At 52.7% G+C, this 13,944-nt stretch carries 23 protein-coding genes; all 23 read left to right on the forward strand.

Annotated features, from left to right (window positions below):
• The 23 genes from rplN to VGU61_RS05365 all read left to right on the forward strand — a co-directional run bounded on the left by rplN (position 1) and on the right by VGU61_RS05365 (position 13,940).
• Entirely contained in the window at positions 1–369 is a 369-nt protein-coding gene (gene rplN / locus VGU61_RS05255; protein WP_014004403.1) for a 50S ribosomal protein L14, read from the forward strand.
• A 9-nt stretch (positions 370–378) separates the two neighbouring features.
• Entirely contained in the window at positions 379–693 is a 315-nt protein-coding gene (rplX, locus tag VGU61_RS05260) for a 50S ribosomal protein L24 (protein WP_326858051.1), read from the forward strand.
• Positions 694–699: 6 nt separating this feature from the next.
• Positions 700–1,239 carry a 50S ribosomal protein L5 gene (rplE, locus tag VGU61_RS05265; protein ID WP_326858052.1) on the forward strand — a complete coding sequence of 180 codons (540 nt, stop codon included), beginning with the start codon at positions 700–702 and terminating at the stop codon, positions 1,237–1,239.
• 7 nt (positions 1,240–1,246) lie between these two features.
• Positions 1,247–1,552, forward strand: coding sequence for a 30S ribosomal protein S14 (gene rpsN / locus VGU61_RS05270; protein WP_326858053.1), 306 nt, complete (start codon positions 1,247–1,249; stop codon positions 1,550–1,552).
• A 14-nt stretch (positions 1,553–1,566) separates the two neighbouring features.
• Positions 1,567–1,962 carry a 30S ribosomal protein S8 gene (rpsH, locus tag VGU61_RS05275; protein ID WP_326858054.1) on the forward strand — a complete coding sequence of 132 codons (396 nt, stop codon included), beginning with the start codon at positions 1,567–1,569 and terminating at the stop codon, positions 1,960–1,962.
• 10 nt (positions 1,963–1,972) lie between these two features.
• Entirely contained in the window at positions 1,973–2,506 is a 534-nt protein-coding gene (rplF, locus tag VGU61_RS05280) for a 50S ribosomal protein L6 (protein ID WP_326858055.1), read from the forward strand.
• Between the two features lie 12 nt (positions 2,507–2,518).
• Entirely contained in the window at positions 2,519–2,881 is a 363-nt protein-coding gene (rplR, locus tag VGU61_RS05285; protein ID WP_326858056.1) for a 50S ribosomal protein L18, read from the forward strand.
• 12 nt (positions 2,882–2,893) lie between these two features.
• Complete coding sequence (gene rpsE / locus VGU61_RS05290; protein ID WP_326858057.1) at positions 2,894–3,415, forward strand: 30S ribosomal protein S5; 522 nt, start codon at positions 2,894–2,896, stop codon at positions 3,413–3,415.
• 9 nt (positions 3,416–3,424) lie between these two features.
• Entirely contained in the window at positions 3,425–3,604 is a 180-nt protein-coding gene (gene rpmD / locus VGU61_RS05295; RefSeq protein WP_326858058.1) for a 50S ribosomal protein L30, read from the forward strand.
• Between the two features lie 28 nt (positions 3,605–3,632).
• Positions 3,633–4,064: a 50S ribosomal protein L15 gene (gene rplO, locus VGU61_RS05300; protein ID WP_326858059.1), complete on the forward strand. Its 432-nt coding sequence runs from the start codon at positions 3,633–3,635 to the stop codon at positions 4,062–4,064.
• 37 nt (positions 4,065–4,101) lie between these two features.
• Positions 4,102–5,433, forward strand: coding sequence for a preprotein translocase subunit SecY (gene secY, locus VGU61_RS05305; protein WP_326858060.1), 1,332 nt, complete (start codon positions 4,102–4,104; stop codon positions 5,431–5,433).
• 24 nt (positions 5,434–5,457) lie between these two features.
• Positions 5,458–5,676 (forward strand): translation initiation factor IF-1, encoded by a 219-nt coding sequence (gene infA / locus VGU61_RS05310; protein ID WP_005663428.1) that lies wholly within the window; start codon positions 5,458–5,460, stop codon positions 5,674–5,676.
• A gap of 77 nt (positions 5,677–5,753) precedes the next feature.
• The gene (gene rpmJ, locus VGU61_RS05315; protein ID WP_014004415.1) at positions 5,754–5,867 is read left to right on the forward strand and encodes a 50S ribosomal protein L36; all 114 of its coding nucleotides are present in this window, start codon (positions 5,754–5,756) and stop codon (positions 5,865–5,867) included.
• Between the two features lie 27 nt (positions 5,868–5,894).
• Positions 5,895–6,260: a 30S ribosomal protein S13 gene (rpsM, locus tag VGU61_RS05320; RefSeq protein WP_326858061.1), complete on the forward strand. Its 366-nt coding sequence runs from the start codon at positions 5,895–5,897 to the stop codon at positions 6,258–6,260.
• Positions 6,261–6,293: 33 nt separating this feature from the next.
• Positions 6,294–6,698, forward strand: a complete 405-nt coding sequence (gene rpsK / locus VGU61_RS05325) for a 30S ribosomal protein S11 (protein ID WP_326858062.1) — start codon at positions 6,294–6,296, stop codon at positions 6,696–6,698.
• Between the two features lie 183 nt (positions 6,699–6,881).
• Positions 6,882–7,505: a 30S ribosomal protein S4 gene (gene rpsD / locus VGU61_RS05330; protein WP_326858063.1), complete on the forward strand. Its 624-nt coding sequence runs from the start codon at positions 6,882–6,884 to the stop codon at positions 7,503–7,505.
• Between the two features lie 94 nt (positions 7,506–7,599).
• The gene (locus VGU61_RS05335; protein WP_326858064.1) at positions 7,600–8,577 is read left to right on the forward strand and encodes a DNA-directed RNA polymerase subunit alpha; all 978 of its coding nucleotides are present in this window, start codon (positions 7,600–7,602) and stop codon (positions 8,575–8,577) included.
• A gap of 135 nt (positions 8,578–8,712) precedes the next feature.
• Entirely contained in the window at positions 8,713–9,108 is a 396-nt protein-coding gene (gene rplQ / locus VGU61_RS05340) for a 50S ribosomal protein L17 (RefSeq protein WP_326858065.1), read from the forward strand.
• Positions 9,109–9,219: 111 nt separating this feature from the next.
• The gene (nodI, locus tag VGU61_RS05345; protein ID WP_326858066.1) at positions 9,220–10,152 is read left to right on the forward strand and encodes a nodulation factor ABC transporter ATP-binding protein NodI; all 933 of its coding nucleotides are present in this window, start codon (positions 9,220–9,222) and stop codon (positions 10,150–10,152) included.
• A gap of 2 nt (positions 10,153–10,154) precedes the next feature.
• A complete protein-coding gene (locus VGU61_RS05350) occupies positions 10,155–10,940 on the forward strand; it encodes an ABC transporter permease (RefSeq protein WP_326858067.1) in 786 nt (261 codons plus the stop codon).
• A 47-nt stretch (positions 10,941–10,987) separates the two neighbouring features.
• Positions 10,988–11,299: a divalent-cation tolerance protein CutA gene (gene cutA, locus VGU61_RS05355; protein ID WP_326858068.1), complete on the forward strand. Its 312-nt coding sequence runs from the start codon at positions 10,988–10,990 to the stop codon at positions 11,297–11,299.
• 113 nt (positions 11,300–11,412) lie between these two features.
• Positions 11,413–13,179, forward strand: a complete 1,767-nt coding sequence (gene dsbD, locus VGU61_RS05360; RefSeq protein ID WP_414691599.1) for a protein-disulfide reductase DsbD — start codon at positions 11,413–11,415, stop codon at positions 13,177–13,179.
• A 122-nt stretch (positions 13,180–13,301) separates the two neighbouring features.
• Positions 13,302–13,940, forward strand: coding sequence for a peroxiredoxin (locus VGU61_RS05365; RefSeq protein ID WP_326858070.1), 639 nt, complete (start codon positions 13,302–13,304; stop codon positions 13,938–13,940).
• The last annotated feature ends 4 nt before the right edge of the window (positions 13,941–13,944 follow it).

Here is a 13,944-nt window from a genome sequence, read left to right on the forward strand (position 1 = left end):
ATGATTCAAACTGAAAGCCGGCTCGAAGTGGCCGACAATACCGGTGCGCGTGAAGTCATGTGCATTAAGGTGCTTGGTGGTTCCAAGCGTCGTTACGCCAGCATTGGCGACGTCATAAAGGTCACCGTGAAAGTTGCGGCGCCACGTGGTCGGGTAAAAAAAGGCGAAATCTATAACGCGGTAGTCGTGCGTACAGCCAAGGGTGTGCGTCGTCAGGACGGTTCGCTCGTGAAGTTCGATGGAAACGCCGCTGTTTTGCTGAACGCTAAACTGGAGCCGATCGGCACACGTATTTTCGGGCCTGTGACACGCGAGTTGCGTACTGAGCGTTTCATGAAAATCGTGTCGCTCGCGCCCGAAGTTCTGTAAGGAGTTGTCGTGGATAAAATTCGAGCAAAGGACGAGGTAATCGTCCTGACCGGTAAAGACAAAGGCAAGCGTGGTGTGGTGAAGCAGCGCGTTGATGCCAACTACATCGTGGTAGAGGGTGTAAACGTTGCCAAAAAGGCGACTCGCCCTAACCCGATGACCGGCAATACAGGTGGCATCGTAGATAAGGCGATGCCGATTCATGTGTCTAATGTGGCGTTGTTCAATGCTGCAACAGGCAAGGCAGACCGAGTGACTTTTAAAGACGTGGATGGCAAGAAAGTTCGCGCATACAAGTCCAGCGGCGAAGTCGTTAAGGTTTAAGACATCATGGCCCGTCTCCAAGAATTTTACAAAGAAAAGGTTGTCGGCGATTTGACGACCAAGTTCGGTTACAAGTCGGTCATGGAAGTTCCGCGACTCACGAAGATTACGCTCAATATGGGTCTGTCCGAAGCCGTCGCAGACAAAAAGATCATCGAGCATGCCGTTGGCGACCTTACCAAGATTGCTGGCCAAAAGCCTGTGGTAACAAAGGCCCGTAAGGCGATCGCTGGATTCAAGATTCGTGAGGGTTATCCGATCGGATGTATGGTCACTTTGCGCGGTGCACGCATGTACGAATTTCTAGATCGCTTGATAACAGTGGCTTTGCCACGCGTACGCGACTTCCGCGGCGTGTCCGGCCGTGCATTCGACGGCCGCGGCAACTACAACATCGGAGTGAAAGAGCAGATCATTTTCCCCGAGATCGAGTACGACAAGATCGATGCGCTTCGTGGCATGAACATCAGCATTACCACGACTGCAAAGACCGACGATGAAGCGAAAGCGCTTCTCGCCGCATTTAAATTTCCGTTCAGAAACTGAGGCTGCCATGGCAAAACTGGCACTGATTAACCGTGAACAAAAGCGCGCAGACCTGGTAAAGAAATATGCAGGCAAGCGAGCTGAGTTGAAGGCAATCATCGACGATCAATCAAAATCCGAGGAAGAGCGTTACGAAGCACGATTGAAGTTGCAAGCGCTTCCGCGTAACGCAAATCCGACTCGGCAACGTAATCGTTGCGCGCTTACTGGTCGTCCGCGCGGTACTTTCCGTAAATTCGGTTTGGCCCGTACTAAGATCCGTGAAATCGCCATGCGCGGCGAGATTCCCGGAATGACAAAAGCTAGCTGGTAATAGGAGAACATGTAATGAGTATGAGCGATCCTATCGCCGATATGCTGACACGCATTCGCAATGCCCAAGGTGTGCAAAAAACTACGGTTGCCATGCCTTCTTCCAAAGTAAAAATCGCTATAGCTAATGTCTTGAAGGACGAAGGTTATATCGAAGACTTCGCTGTCAGCGAAGATGCTGGTAAGGCAGAACTGAAGATTGGCCTTAAGTATTATGCGGGGCGCCCTGTAATAGAGCGGCTGGAACGGGTCTCCCGCCCAGGTCTGCGGATCTACAAAGGCAAGAACGATATTCCCAATGTCATGAACGGACTCGGCGTGGCGATCGTCTCCACACCAAAAGGCGTTATGACGGATCGCAAAGCGCGCGCTACCGGTGTTGGTGGCGAAGTGATTTGCTACGTCGCTTAAGGAGTGCAAGATGTCTCGTGTAGGTAAAATGCCGATTGAACTGCCGAAGGGCGCCGAGGCGACTATCGCGGCAGAGCAGATCGTAGTTAAAGGGCCTTTGGGTCAGCTGACTTTGGCACTGACAGGTCAAGTGGCAGTTAAAAATGAAAACGGTGTATTAAGCTTTGCTCCCGCAGACGAAAGTCGCGAAGCGAACGCAATGACCGGTACCGTGCGTGCATTGGTCAATAACATGGTCAATGGCGTTACGAAAGGTTTTGAGAAGAAGCTAAGCCTGGTTGGCGTGGGCTTTCGTGCCCAAGCTCAAGGCGAAAAGCTGAATCTATCGTTGGGCTTTTCTCATCCAATCGTCCACCTGATGCCTCCAGGCGTGAAGTGCGAAACGCCTTCCCAGACCGAAATCTTGATCAAGGGCGTCGACCGTCAGCAGGTCGGTCAGGTGGCCGCCGAAGTTCGTGCTTACCGTAGTCCCGAGCCTTATAAAGGCAAAGGTGTTCGCTATGCGGACGAGGTAGTCACGCTTAAAGAAACCAAGAAGAAGTAATAGGGGTTGACGATGGATAAGAAACAATCACGTCTGCGCCGTGCACGTCAAACGCGTGCCAAGATCGCAGAACTTAAAGTTAACCGCTTGGCAGTGCATCGTACCAACTTGCATATTTACGCGAACATCATTGGTCCTGATGCGCAGGTCTTGGCCTCCGCCTCTACGCTTGAAGCCGAAGTGCGACAGGAACTTGCTGGTAAATCGGGCAAGGGTGGAAATGCAGCTGCGGCAGCACTCGTCGGTAAGCGAGTCGCTGAGAAAGCACTCAAGGCCGGTATCGCGGAAGTAGCGTTTGATCGATCCGGTTTCCGTTATCACGGGCGTGTGAAGGCAGTTGCCGAAGCAGCCCGCGAAGCCGGTCTGAAGTTCTAAGGAAGAGTCGTCATGGCAAAAATGCAAGCGAAAGTGCAGCAAGGCGAAGAGCGCGACGATGGTATGCGCGAAAAGATGATTGCGGTGAACCGTGTGACTAAAGTCGTCAAGGGCGGCCGTATCATGGGTTTTGCGGCGCTCGCCGTTGTTGGTGACGGTGATGGTCGGATCGGCATGGGCAAAGGCAAGTCAAAGGAAGTGCCTGTCGCGGTGCAAAAGGCGATGGAAGAAGCACGCCGCAAGATGATTAAAGTTTCGTTAAAGAACGGAACTTTGCAACACACCGTCACAGGCAAGCACGGTGCGTCTTCGGTAATGATTTCGCCGGCAAAGGACGGTACTGGTGTAATTGCCGGCGGTCCAATGCGCGCCATCTTTGAGGTGATGGGCGTGACCAATGTGGTTGCGAAGTCGAACGGTTCGACGAACCCGTACAATATGGTGCGTGCCACTCTGGACGGATTGTCGAAAATGAACACTCCTTCGGAGATTGCTGCAAAACGTGGCAAGTCCGTCGAGGACATCCTGGGCTAAGGTGACGTTATGACAAACACAGTCAAAGTAAAGCTGGTCAAAGGTTTGATCGGCACCAAGCAAAGCCATCGCGCTACGGTTCGTGGCTTAGGTCTGCGTCGCGTCAATTCCGTATCCGAACTGCAGGATACGCCAGCTGTTCGTGGCATGATCAACAAGGTCTCATATCTCGTGAAAGTGGTTTCGTAAGCTTTTGGGCTTGCGAACGGAGAACATAATGGAATTGAATAGCATTCAACCTGCTGACGGCGCGAAGCACTACAAGCGGCGTGTCGGACGTGGTATTGGTTCCGGCATCGGTAAGACAGCTGGACGTGGTCACAAAGGACAAAAGTCGCGCGCAGGTGGATTTCATAAGGTCGGCTTTGAAGGCGGCCAGATGCCACTCCAGCGGCGGTTGCCAAAGCGCGGCTTCAAATCCGCTGCGACGCCATATAAAGCAGAAGTTCGGCTGTCCGATCTTGAAAACCTGCCAGTCAGCGATGTCGATATGCTGGCATTAAAGCAGGCAGGTCTGGTTCCGGAGCTCGCTCGCGTAGTTCGTATTATTAAAGCAGGCGAGATTACGAAGAAATTGAGCGTCACTGGATTGATTGCGACAAAAGGCGCGAAAGCGGCTATTGAAGCAGCTGGCGGTTCTGTTGCCTAAGCGACTGCCTTTGCAATCAACAATTTCGGAGCAATAATTGGCAACATCCCCTCAACTCGCCAAGAGCGCAGCAAGCGGATTCCCTTGGGGGCGTTTGTGGTTTCTGCTTGCGGCTTTGGTGGTGTATCGTATCGGCGCTCACATTCCTGTTCCGGGAATTGATCCAACTCAGCTAGCAGAACTGTTCAAACAAAACCAAGGCGGCATTCTGGGGATGTTTAACATGTTCTCCGGCGGGGCGCTGTCGCGGTTCACCGTTTTCGCTCTTGGCATCATGCCTTACATCTCGGCTTCGATCATCATGCAGTTGATGTCGATCGTGTCGCCGCAATTGGAGGCATTGAAGAAAGAGGGCGAGGCTGGGCGGCGCAAGATCACGCAATACACCCGCTACGGCACGCTGGTGCTCGCGACATTTCAAGCGCTTGGCATCGCAGTTGCGCTTGAATCGCAAGCTGGCCTAGTGCTGGATCCAGGATTGGCATTTCGATTCACCACGGTTGTTACTTTGGTAACCGGCACCATGTTTTTGATGTGGCTAGGTGAGCAAATCACGGAGCGCGGTCTGGGTAACGGAATCTCGATCATTATTTTCGCCGGTATTGCTGCAGGCTTGCCGAGCGCATTGGGTGGATTGTTTGAATTGGTTCGTACCGGCTCAATGAGTGCGCTGTCTGCAATCTTGATTTGTGTAATTGTTGCCGCCGTAACGTTCATCGTTGTGTTTATCGAACGAGGCCAGCGCAAGATTCTCGTCAACTACGCAAAACGCCAGGTAGGAAATAAGATTTATGGTGGTCAGAGCAGTCACTTGCCACTGAAGTTGAATATGGCTGGTGTGATTCCGCCAATCTTCGCATCGTCGATTATTCTTTTTCCAGCGACCATCACGAGTTGGTTCACCTCGGGTGATACGACCAATCCATTCATTCGGTTCTTGAAGGATCTGGCCGCTTCACTTGCGCCCGGCGAACCGATTCACGCATTGCTGTATGCGGTTGCGATTGTGTTTTTCTGCTTCTTCTACACTGCCTTGGTGTTCAACAGCAAGGAAACAGCGGAAAATCTGAAAAAGAGCGGTGCGTTTGTTCCCGGTATTCGTCCCGGTGACCAAACAGCGCGATATATCGACAAGATCTTGATGCGGTTAACGCTTGCGGGTGCGTTGTATATCACCCTGGTGTGCTTGTTGCCGGAGTTCTTGATCGCTCGTTGGAAGGTGCCATTCTATTTTGGTGGAACCTCCTTGCTGATCATCGTTGTGGTTACCATGGATTTCATGGCACAAGTACAGAACTATGTTATGTCTCAGCAGTATGAGTCGCTGCTGCGCAAAGCAAATTTCAAGGGCGGGATTCCAACGCGTTAAGCGCGGGGACAGCGAAGAAACCGAATGGCAAAAGACGATGTTATTCAAATGCAGGGTGAGATTCTTGAGAATCTTCCTAATGCAACATTTCGAGTCAAGTTGGAGAACGGGCATGTAGTGCTCGGGCATATTTCCGGCAAGATGCGGATGAACTACATTCGGATCCTGCCAGGAGATAAGGTGACAGTCGAGCTGACTCCCTATGATTTGAGCCGGGCGCGAATCGTGTTCCGGACGAAGTAATGTGTTGTGGTAGGGATGGAGTTGCGGTTCGCTTTACTCCGTTGCGTAATGTTTAAAAATCAAGGAAAGAGGGCGAAATGAAAGTGCTCGCATCAGTTAAGCGGATCTGCCGCAACTGCAAAATCATCAAGCGCAAAGGCGTTGTTCGTGTTATCTGCACGGAACCGCGTCATAAGCAGCGCCAAGGTTAATTAACGTTATTGATCGAGGAATAACGAATGGCACGTATTGCAGGGGTTAATATCCCCAACCATCAGCACACCGTGATCGGCTTGACGGCCATCTTTGGTATCGGTCGTCCACGCGCGCAGCAAATTTGCGAAACGACAGGCGTATTGACCACTAAGAAGGTCAAGGACCTGGACGACAACGAGCTGGAAAAGCTTCGCGACGAAGTGGGCAAGTTCGTTGTTGAAGGCGATCTGCGTCGTGAAGTGTCGATGAGCATCAAGCGATTGATGGATCTTGGATCATATCGCGGCTTGCGCCATCGTAAAGGGCTTCCGGTTCGCGGTCAGCGTACACGCACCAATGCACGGACCCGCAAAGGCCCGCGTAAGGCTGCAGCGTCGTTGAAGAAATAATCCCGGTAAGTCGTCGGTTCCAAGGAAATCATTATGGCAAAAGCCCCTAATAACGCCGCCGCAGCACGCGCGCGTAAAAAAGTTAAAAAGAACGTTGCAGAAGGTATCGCGCACATCCACGCGTCTTTCAACAACACAATTATTACGATTACTGACCGTCAGGGCAATGCGCTTTCCTGGGCAACGTCGGGTGGCGCGGGTTTCAAGGGCTCTCGTAAATCCACGCCATTTGCAGCCCAGGTTGCAGCAGAAGCCGCGGGCAAGGTCGCTGTTGAGTGTGGCGTAAAAAATCTGGAAGTCCGGATTAAAGGCCCTGGACCAGGCCGTGAATCGGCAGTCCGTGCTCTCAATAATCTAGGTATCAAAATCACCCAGATTCAGGACGTGACGCCTGTGCCGCACAACGGCTGCCGTCCGCCTAAGCGTCGCCGTATCTAATTTTTCGTCAACGGAAAGCAGGGTCCTTCCTGCTTTCCGTTTTCGATGTTGTAAGTCGCCCGCCAACGCACTTGGCGGGTTTTGTTCTTAAGACCACCGTCTGGTTGTAGTTGAATCAGACTAGCGCCTGGCGAGTCGTTTCTTGGCTCGGGCGGGGCGTCATTCAATAAATAAGGAAATAACGTGGCACGTTACATTGGACCAAAAGCAAAACTTTCCCGCCGTGAAGGCACCGACCTTTTCCTGAAGAGCGCACGCCGCTCCTTGGATTCAAAGTGCAAACTTGATTCCAAGCCAGGGCAACATGGCCGTACTTCTGGTGCCCGTACCTCGGATTATGGTAATCAGTTGCGCGAGAAGCAGAAGGTTAAACGGATGTACGGCATCCTCGAGCGTCAGTTCCGCCGCTATTTCGCTGAAGCCGATCGTCGCAAGGGCAATACCGGTGAAAACTTATTGAAGTTGCTTGAGTCGCGTCTCGACAATGTCGCTTATCGTATGGGCTTCGGTTCTACACGCGCAGAAGCGCGCCAAATGGTGAGCCACAAAGCGTTTACTGTTAATGGCAACGTCGTGAATATCGCGTCATATCAAGTCAAGGCAGGCGATGTAGTTGCTGTACGTGAGAAGGCCAAAAAACAGGCGCGTATTCTAGAAGCGTTGTCTTTGGCCGAACAAAGCGGCATGCCGACATGGGTGGCCGTTGATGCGAAGAAAATGGAAGGCGTCTTCAAGTCGATGCCGGACCGTACCGAAATTGCAAACGACGTTAACGAATCGCTGATCGTCGAATTGTATTCCCGTTAATTAGTTCCCCTGCCTGCCTACCAAGGCAGGCTTCTTTCGTAATGCCATCAGCCTTATCGGTGTAACGAGCCGAGGGTATTGAAAAGGACATTTCATGCAAAACAGTTTGTTGAAGCCCCGTATCATCGAAGTGGAAGCACTTGGTGCCGGCAGCGCCAAAGTGGTTATGGAGCCGTTCGAGCGCGGCTACGGCCATACTCTGGGCAACGCCCTGCGCCGTGTGCTGTTGTCGTCCATGGTTGGCTATGCGCCTACCGAAGTGACAATCGCCGGCGTAGTACATGAATACTCGTCGCTCGACGGCGTGCAGGAAGACGTTGTTGACATGCTGCTGAACCTCAAGGGTGTGGTATTCAAACTGCATAACCGCGACGAAGTGACGCTCACCCTGCGCAAGGATGGCGAAGGTGCTGTGTATGCATCGGACATCGATCTCCCACACGATGTGGAACTGGTCAATCCGGATCACGTGATCGCACACCTGACTGCAGGTGGTAAGCTCGATATGCAAATCAAGGTGGAAAAAGGCCGGGGCTATGTACCTGGTAACGTGCGCCGCTTGTCTGAAGATGCGAACAAGACAATTGGCCGTATCATCCTCGACGCTTCGTTTTCCCCGGTCCGCCGTGTTTCCTATGCCGTCGAATCTGCCCGTGTGGAACAGCGTACCGACCTCGACAAACTCGTTATCAACATCGAAACCAACGGCGTCATCTCGCCTGAAGAAGCGATCCGTCAGTCTGCTCGCGTTCTTGTCGATCAGCTGAACGTTTTCGCCGCACTGGAGGGTACAGAGGCGGCGGCAGAAGCACCGTCGCGTGCGCCGTCTGTCGATCCAATTCTTCTCCGTCCTGTCGACGATTTGGAGCTCACAGTCCGTTCCGCAAATTGCCTCAAGGCCGAGAACATTTATTACATCGGCGACTTGATTCAGCGCAGCGAAAACGAACTGTTGAAAACACCAAATCTCGGACGCAAGTCACTAAACGAGATTAAGGAAGTGCTGGCTTCCCGCGGCTTGACCTTGGGAATGAAACTCGAAAACTGGCCGCCGGCTGGTCTGGAAAAGTAATTAAGATGGGATATGGCCTTCCTATAGCGGAAGGCCCGCTCTACAAGTAGTGCAAACCGTACCAATACGTACCGGCCCGCGACCTATCGTCGATAGAAGAGCTGGACTTAAACTTCGAAACTGAAAGGAAATACCATGCGTCACCGTCACGGCCTTCGTAAACTGAACCGTACTTCGTCACACCGTCTTGCAATGCTGCGCAACATGACTGTGTCGCTCCTGCGTCACGAAGCCATCAAGACCACCCTGCCAAAGGCAAAAGAACTGCGTCGTGTTGTCGAGCCTATCCTCACCCTTGGCAAGACCGATTCGCTCGCAAACAAGCGCCTGGCTTTCAGCCGTCTGCGTGACCGTGAGATGGTTGTCAAACTTTTTGCAGAGCTGGGTCCGCGCTACGCAACCCGTAACGGCGGCTATCTCCGCATTTTGAAGATGGGTTTCCGTCAGGGTGACAACGCGCCAATGGCGTTTGTCGAACTGGTTGATCGTCCGGAACTCAGCGAAGCGACAGAAGTTCAAACAGCAGAATAAGGTCAAAAGACCGCGATCGCAAAAGCCAGGTGCATGCCTGGCTTTTTGCATTCTGGCGTTGCGACGTTTGGTATCAAGAGCGATTTTTGTTCTTGCGCCATAATGTCAGGCATGCCCAAATCTGCCATTCTCTCAGTATCCAATCTCCATAAGAGTTATGGAAACGCCGACAAAAAGAACATTGTCGTCAATGGACTTTCGTTTTCGCTACGGGAGGGCGAATGCTATGGCCTGCTTGGACCAAATGGCGCAGGAAAGACCACGACCTTACGTCTCTGCCTTGGGCTGACCGAGCCCGACAGAGGACAAATCACTTTGGTAGGCAAGCCGGTTCCGGCCCAGGCACGCGTTGCGCGCTTGCGGGTCGGTGTAGTCCCGCAAGCGGATAATTTGGATCCGGACTTTACTGTCGAGGAAAACTTGCTGGTGTTCGGCCGCTACTTCGGCATCAACGACGCTCAAATTCGCGCACGCATACCCAAGCTTCTGGAGTTTGCCAGCTTGACTGCGAAGAAGGGCGCTCGAATTACTGAACTCTCCGGAGGAATGCGACGGCGCCTGACATTAGCCCGTGCGCTGGTAAATGATCCTGATCTCATATTTATGGATGAGCCAACCACCGGGCTTGATCCGCAGGCGAGGCACCTCATCTGGGACCGGTTGAAAGCACTGCTGGCAGAGGGCAAGACAATCCTGCTCACGACACATTTTATGGACGAGGCGGAACGACTTTGCGATCGCCTGGCAGTTATCGATCACGGTCAGTTGATTGCGGAAGGATCGCCGCGCGATCTCATCCGACAGCATATCGAGGCTGAAGTCGTTGAAGTGTATGGCGACAATGCCCATGCATGGAGCTCGCGAATCGGACGTCAGCAATCGGCGCGCACAGAAGTTAGCGGAGAAACGGTGTTTTGCTATACAAACGATGCACAGGCACTCTTAAATGGTTTGCAGGCGACTGAGGGCGTACGCTATCTGCATCGCCCCGCCAATTTGGAAGACTTGTTCCTGAAGCTTACAGGACGGGAGATGCGGGATTGAAAATGAGCAACAGCATGCTGGAGCTGCCTCGGTTTTCATGGCGGTTCTATCCGATCTGGCGCCGTAACTTCCTGGTTTGGAAAAAACTTGCGGTGGTCAGTGTACTGGGCAACATCGCCGATCCGCTGATCACCCTGATAGCATTCGGATATGGTTTGGGCAGCCTGCTAAAAACCGTCGAGGGCATACCCTATATCCAGTATCTCGCCTCAGGTTCGATTTGCATGTCCGTCATGATGGCAGCGTCGTTTGAGGCACTCTATTCTGCATTCTCGCGCATGCATGTACAAAGGACATGGGACGCATTGCTGAACGCCCCACTGGCACTGGACGACGTCGTGCTCGCTGAAATGCTATGGGCTGCGACCAAGTCGATGTTTTCCGGCATTGCGATCGTCGCAGTGCTTTTTGCTCTCGGGATAGGAATACATTGGCATACGCTGATCGTGCTACCGGTTCTGTTCTTGATCGGTATGACCTTCGCTTCGCTAGGTTTGGTGGTCAACGCCTTTGCAAAAGGCTATGATTTTTTTACCTACTATTTCACGCTCCTGCTGACGCCAATGATATTTGTGTCGGGCGTGTACTATCCAATTACGCAATTGCCGTCTTGGCTTCAGGAAGTCGCGCGCTATTTGCCGTTGAGCGCCGCGGTTGACTTGGTCCGGCCGATGATTCTCGGCAGTTGGCCGGCAACGCCTATAACCGACCTGGCGGTTCTGATGGGATATTGTGTTGCAGGTTATTATGCGGCGGCGATCATGACACGCAGGCGCTTGCTCAAGTAATTTTTAACATTGGGTTTATTCTGACCATGCAACAGGCCCTTCTCGTAATGACCAATATGCCGGACGCAGATAGTGCAAGGAAGCTCGCCCGGCTGATCCTGGATGAGCGACTTGCGGCATGCGTCAATATATTGCCTTCCATTCAATCAATCTACCGGTGGGAGGGCGCTATTGAAGATGCAAGCGAAATCCCGATACATATCAAAACCATGGCGGATCGATACCCCGATCTCGAATTGGCCATCAAGAACATGCACCCCTATCAAGTACCGGAAATCATCGCAATACCGATTACCGAAGTCTCAATGGCTTACCTGGAGTGGATTCGGCAGGAAACCAGAAAGCAGCAGGACGCATAAGAATGAAAGCGAGCAACACAACGATGCGGTATCGGAATCGCATGATCACAGTTAATCGACGCATATTCCATCGCTCCCTATTGCTATTTGCAACCATCGGCCTGTTCGCCTCGATGTTGCTGCTGCAGTCGTCCGCACGGGCCGCCGAGGATTATCTGGCGCCTGACGTGGCGTTTAAATTCTCCGCAAAGATGGCGGACGAAAAGACGGTCGAGATTACCTACCGTATCGCGGACGGCTATTACATGTACCGGGAGCGCTTTGCATTCAAGGCCGACGGCGCAGCTCTGGGTGAACCCGTAATACCTCCAGGAAAAATTAAGTTCGATGAGACGTTTCAGAAGGATGTGGAAACGTATCGCAAGTCCATCACTATCAAATTGCCGGTAGAAGCCGCCGGAAGCTTCACCCTGACGGCAACCAGCCAGGGATGCGCGGATGCGGGATTGTGTTATTCGCCGATGGACTCGCAAGCGACCTTGTCACCCAAGGGCGGCGGATTGCTGGCGGCAATCACTGCGGCGCGGACCGAACCGGCTGCAATGACCACACCGGCCGAAAGCAGTGCGGCACAATCGTCTACCGCGGGACCGCCGGCAGCCTCCATGCAGGACTCCGACATGGGCAGGATCGAGGCGTCATTGAAGAGCGGGAAGCTTCTGGCAATCGTACCGCTTTTCATTCTGCTTGGCCTGGGCCTGTCCTTTACGCCATGCGTGTTGCCCATGGTACCGATCCTCTCGTTCATCATCGTCGGTGAAGGTGCCCAGACAAATCGTTCACGAAGCTTTACGTTGTCAGTGGTATATGCCTTGGGTATGGCATTGGTGTACACGGCACTCGGTGTCGCGGCCGGATTGATCGGAGAAGGACTCTCGGCGAGCTTACAAAAGCCATGGGTGCTTGCGCTGTTCGCCGTGCTGATGGTGGCATTGTCACTGTCGATGTTTGGCGTGTATCAGTTGCAGGTGCCAGCATCGATACAAACGAAACTGGCGAGGTTTTCGGAGCGGCAATCGGGCGGCAAACTGGCAGGCGTGTTCGCGATGGGTGCAATTTCAGCAATGATTGTCGGCCCCTGTGTTGCCGCGCCCCTGGCCGGCGCGTTGGTGTACATCAGCCAGACGCGAGACGTCGTGGTTGGCGGAAGCGCGCTATTTGCCATGGCTGTCGGCATGAGCGTGCCATTGCTGCTAGTAGGACTGTCTGCAGGAGCGTTATTGCCGCGTGCAGGCGCGTGGATGGAAGGCGTAAAGCGCTTTTTCGGGGTGCTGATGCTGGGTTTGGCGTTGTGGATTGCTTCGCCGCTATTATCGACCGCCATGCAAATGTTTGGCTGGGCGGCATTGGGCATCGGATATGGTGCGTATCTGCTTTTCAACCGACTTGGTCCATGGCAAACAAAGGCCATCGGATTGATATTTGCCGCATTGGGACTGTTGCAACTGGCTGGCGTGGCGACCGGCGGGCGCGATGTGCTGGCGCCATTGGCGCACCTTACAAAAGGCCACGCAGCCGAAACAGAGTTCGTACGGGTTAAGTCAAGTGACGAACTAGATGCCGTGCTGGCGCAGTCAAAAGGCAAAACAGTCATGCTGGATTTTTATGCGGACTGGTGTGTTTCCTGTAAGGAAATGGAAAAGTTCACCTTCTCCGATCCGCGCATTCAAGCCCGGTTCGCGGATATGGTGCTGCTTCAGGCAGATGTAACGGCCAATAACGCCGACGACAAGGCGTTGTTGAAGCGATTTAAACTCTTCGGGCCTCCAGGCATTATCTTCTTCGACAAAGAGGGCAAGGAAATTCAGGGAGGTCGCGTCATCGGTTACCAAAACGCTGACAAATTCAATCAGTCACTTGGTTTGGTGACTAGTTTTTAGGCGGGATGTCTTTCGGGAACGCTGCTTATACAAGAACCGATATAAGCAGCTAATTTCCTTGTTGTTGATAACAGAGCAGTGTGCGAATATATTCATTGCTTAATAACTTTTGGGAGATGGATATGACATTGCGTCTTGGTGATATTGCCCCAGACTTCGAACAGGATTCTTCGATCGGGAAGATCAAATTTCATGAATGGGCAGGTGATTCCTGGGTCGTATTGTTTTCCCACCCGGCGGATTTCACTCCGGTCTGCACCACGGAACTTGGCCTGACTGCGAAGCTCAAGTCGGAGTTCGATAAGCGGAATGTGAAAGCGATTGCCTTATCTGTCGACCCGGCGGACAAGCATGTGCAGTGGATCAAGGATATCGAAGAAACGCAGAACACAGTAGTCGGATTTCCGATCATTGCCGACGCGGACAAAACAGTTGCAGCCCTGTACGACATGATTCATCCAAATCAGTCCGAGACGATGACCGTACGTTCATTGTTCGTGATCGACCCCAAGAAAAAGATCCGTCTGACGATTACTTACCCAATGAGCACTGGCCGCAATTTCGATGAAATACTGCGTGTCATTGATGCCCTGCAACTTACTGACGGTTATACCGTTGCGACCCCAGGCAACTGGCGGGACGGTGAGGATGTCATTATTCCGCTGACAATTCAGGATGAAGATGTTATCAAGCAGAAATATCCGAAGGGATACACCGCGCCGCGGCCTTATCTTCGCCTGACGCCGCAACCGAACAAATAACGAT

The sequence above is a fragment of the Noviherbaspirillum sp. genome (genome assembly GCF_035944575.1).
Classification (GTDB): Bacteria; Pseudomonadota; Gammaproteobacteria; order Burkholderiales; family Burkholderiaceae_D; genus Noviherbaspirillum.

Excerpts from the sequence above, each read along its gene's own strand:
- rplN (WP_014004403.1), top strand. The coding sequence starts at position 1 with ATGATTCAAACTGAAAGCCGGCTCGAAGTGGCCGACAATACCGGTGCG.
- rplE (WP_326858052.1), top strand. The coding sequence starts at position 700 with ATGGCCCGTCTCCAAGAATTTTACAAAGAAAAGGTTGTCGGCGATTTG.
- rpsN (WP_326858053.1), top strand. The coding sequence starts at position 1,247 with ATGGCAAAACTGGCACTGATTAACCGTGAACAAAAGCGCGCAGACCTG.
- rpsH (WP_326858054.1), top strand. The coding sequence starts at position 1,567 with ATGAGTATGAGCGATCCTATCGCCGATATGCTGACACGCATTCGCAAT.
- rplF (WP_326858055.1), top strand. The coding sequence starts at position 1,973 with ATGTCTCGTGTAGGTAAAATGCCGATTGAACTGCCGAAGGGCGCCGAG.
- rplR (WP_326858056.1), top strand. The coding sequence starts at position 2,519 with ATGGATAAGAAACAATCACGTCTGCGCCGTGCACGTCAAACGCGTGCC.
- rpsE (WP_326858057.1), top strand. The coding sequence starts at position 2,894 with ATGGCAAAAATGCAAGCGAAAGTGCAGCAAGGCGAAGAGCGCGACGAT.
- rpmD (WP_326858058.1), top strand. The coding sequence starts at position 3,425 with ATGACAAACACAGTCAAAGTAAAGCTGGTCAAAGGTTTGATCGGCACC.
- rplO (WP_326858059.1), top strand. The coding sequence starts at position 3,633 with ATGGAATTGAATAGCATTCAACCTGCTGACGGCGCGAAGCACTACAAG.
- infA (WP_005663428.1), top strand. The coding sequence starts at position 5,458 with ATGGCAAAAGACGATGTTATTCAAATGCAGGGTGAGATTCTTGAGAAT.
- rpmJ (WP_014004415.1), top strand. The coding sequence starts at position 5,754 with ATGAAAGTGCTCGCATCAGTTAAGCGGATCTGCCGCAACTGCAAAATC.
- rpsM (WP_326858061.1), top strand. The coding sequence starts at position 5,895 with ATGGCACGTATTGCAGGGGTTAATATCCCCAACCATCAGCACACCGTG.
- rpsK (WP_326858062.1), top strand. The coding sequence starts at position 6,294 with ATGGCAAAAGCCCCTAATAACGCCGCCGCAGCACGCGCGCGTAAAAAA.
- VGU61_RS05335 (WP_326858064.1), top strand. The coding sequence starts at position 7,600 with ATGCAAAACAGTTTGTTGAAGCCCCGTATCATCGAAGTGGAAGCACTT.
- rplQ (WP_326858065.1), top strand. The coding sequence starts at position 8,713 with ATGCGTCACCGTCACGGCCTTCGTAAACTGAACCGTACTTCGTCACAC.
- nodI (WP_326858066.1), top strand. The coding sequence starts at position 9,220 with ATGCCCAAATCTGCCATTCTCTCAGTATCCAATCTCCATAAGAGTTAT.
- VGU61_RS05350 (WP_326858067.1), top strand. The coding sequence starts at position 10,155 with ATGAGCAACAGCATGCTGGAGCTGCCTCGGTTTTCATGGCGGTTCTAT.
- cutA (WP_326858068.1), top strand. The coding sequence starts at position 10,988 with ATGACCAATATGCCGGACGCAGATAGTGCAAGGAAGCTCGCCCGGCTG.
- dsbD (WP_414691599.1), top strand. The coding sequence starts at position 11,413 with ATGTTGCTGCTGCAGTCGTCCGCACGGGCCGCCGAGGATTATCTGGCG.
- VGU61_RS05365 (WP_326858070.1), top strand. The coding sequence starts at position 13,302 with ATGACATTGCGTCTTGGTGATATTGCCCCAGACTTCGAACAGGATTCT.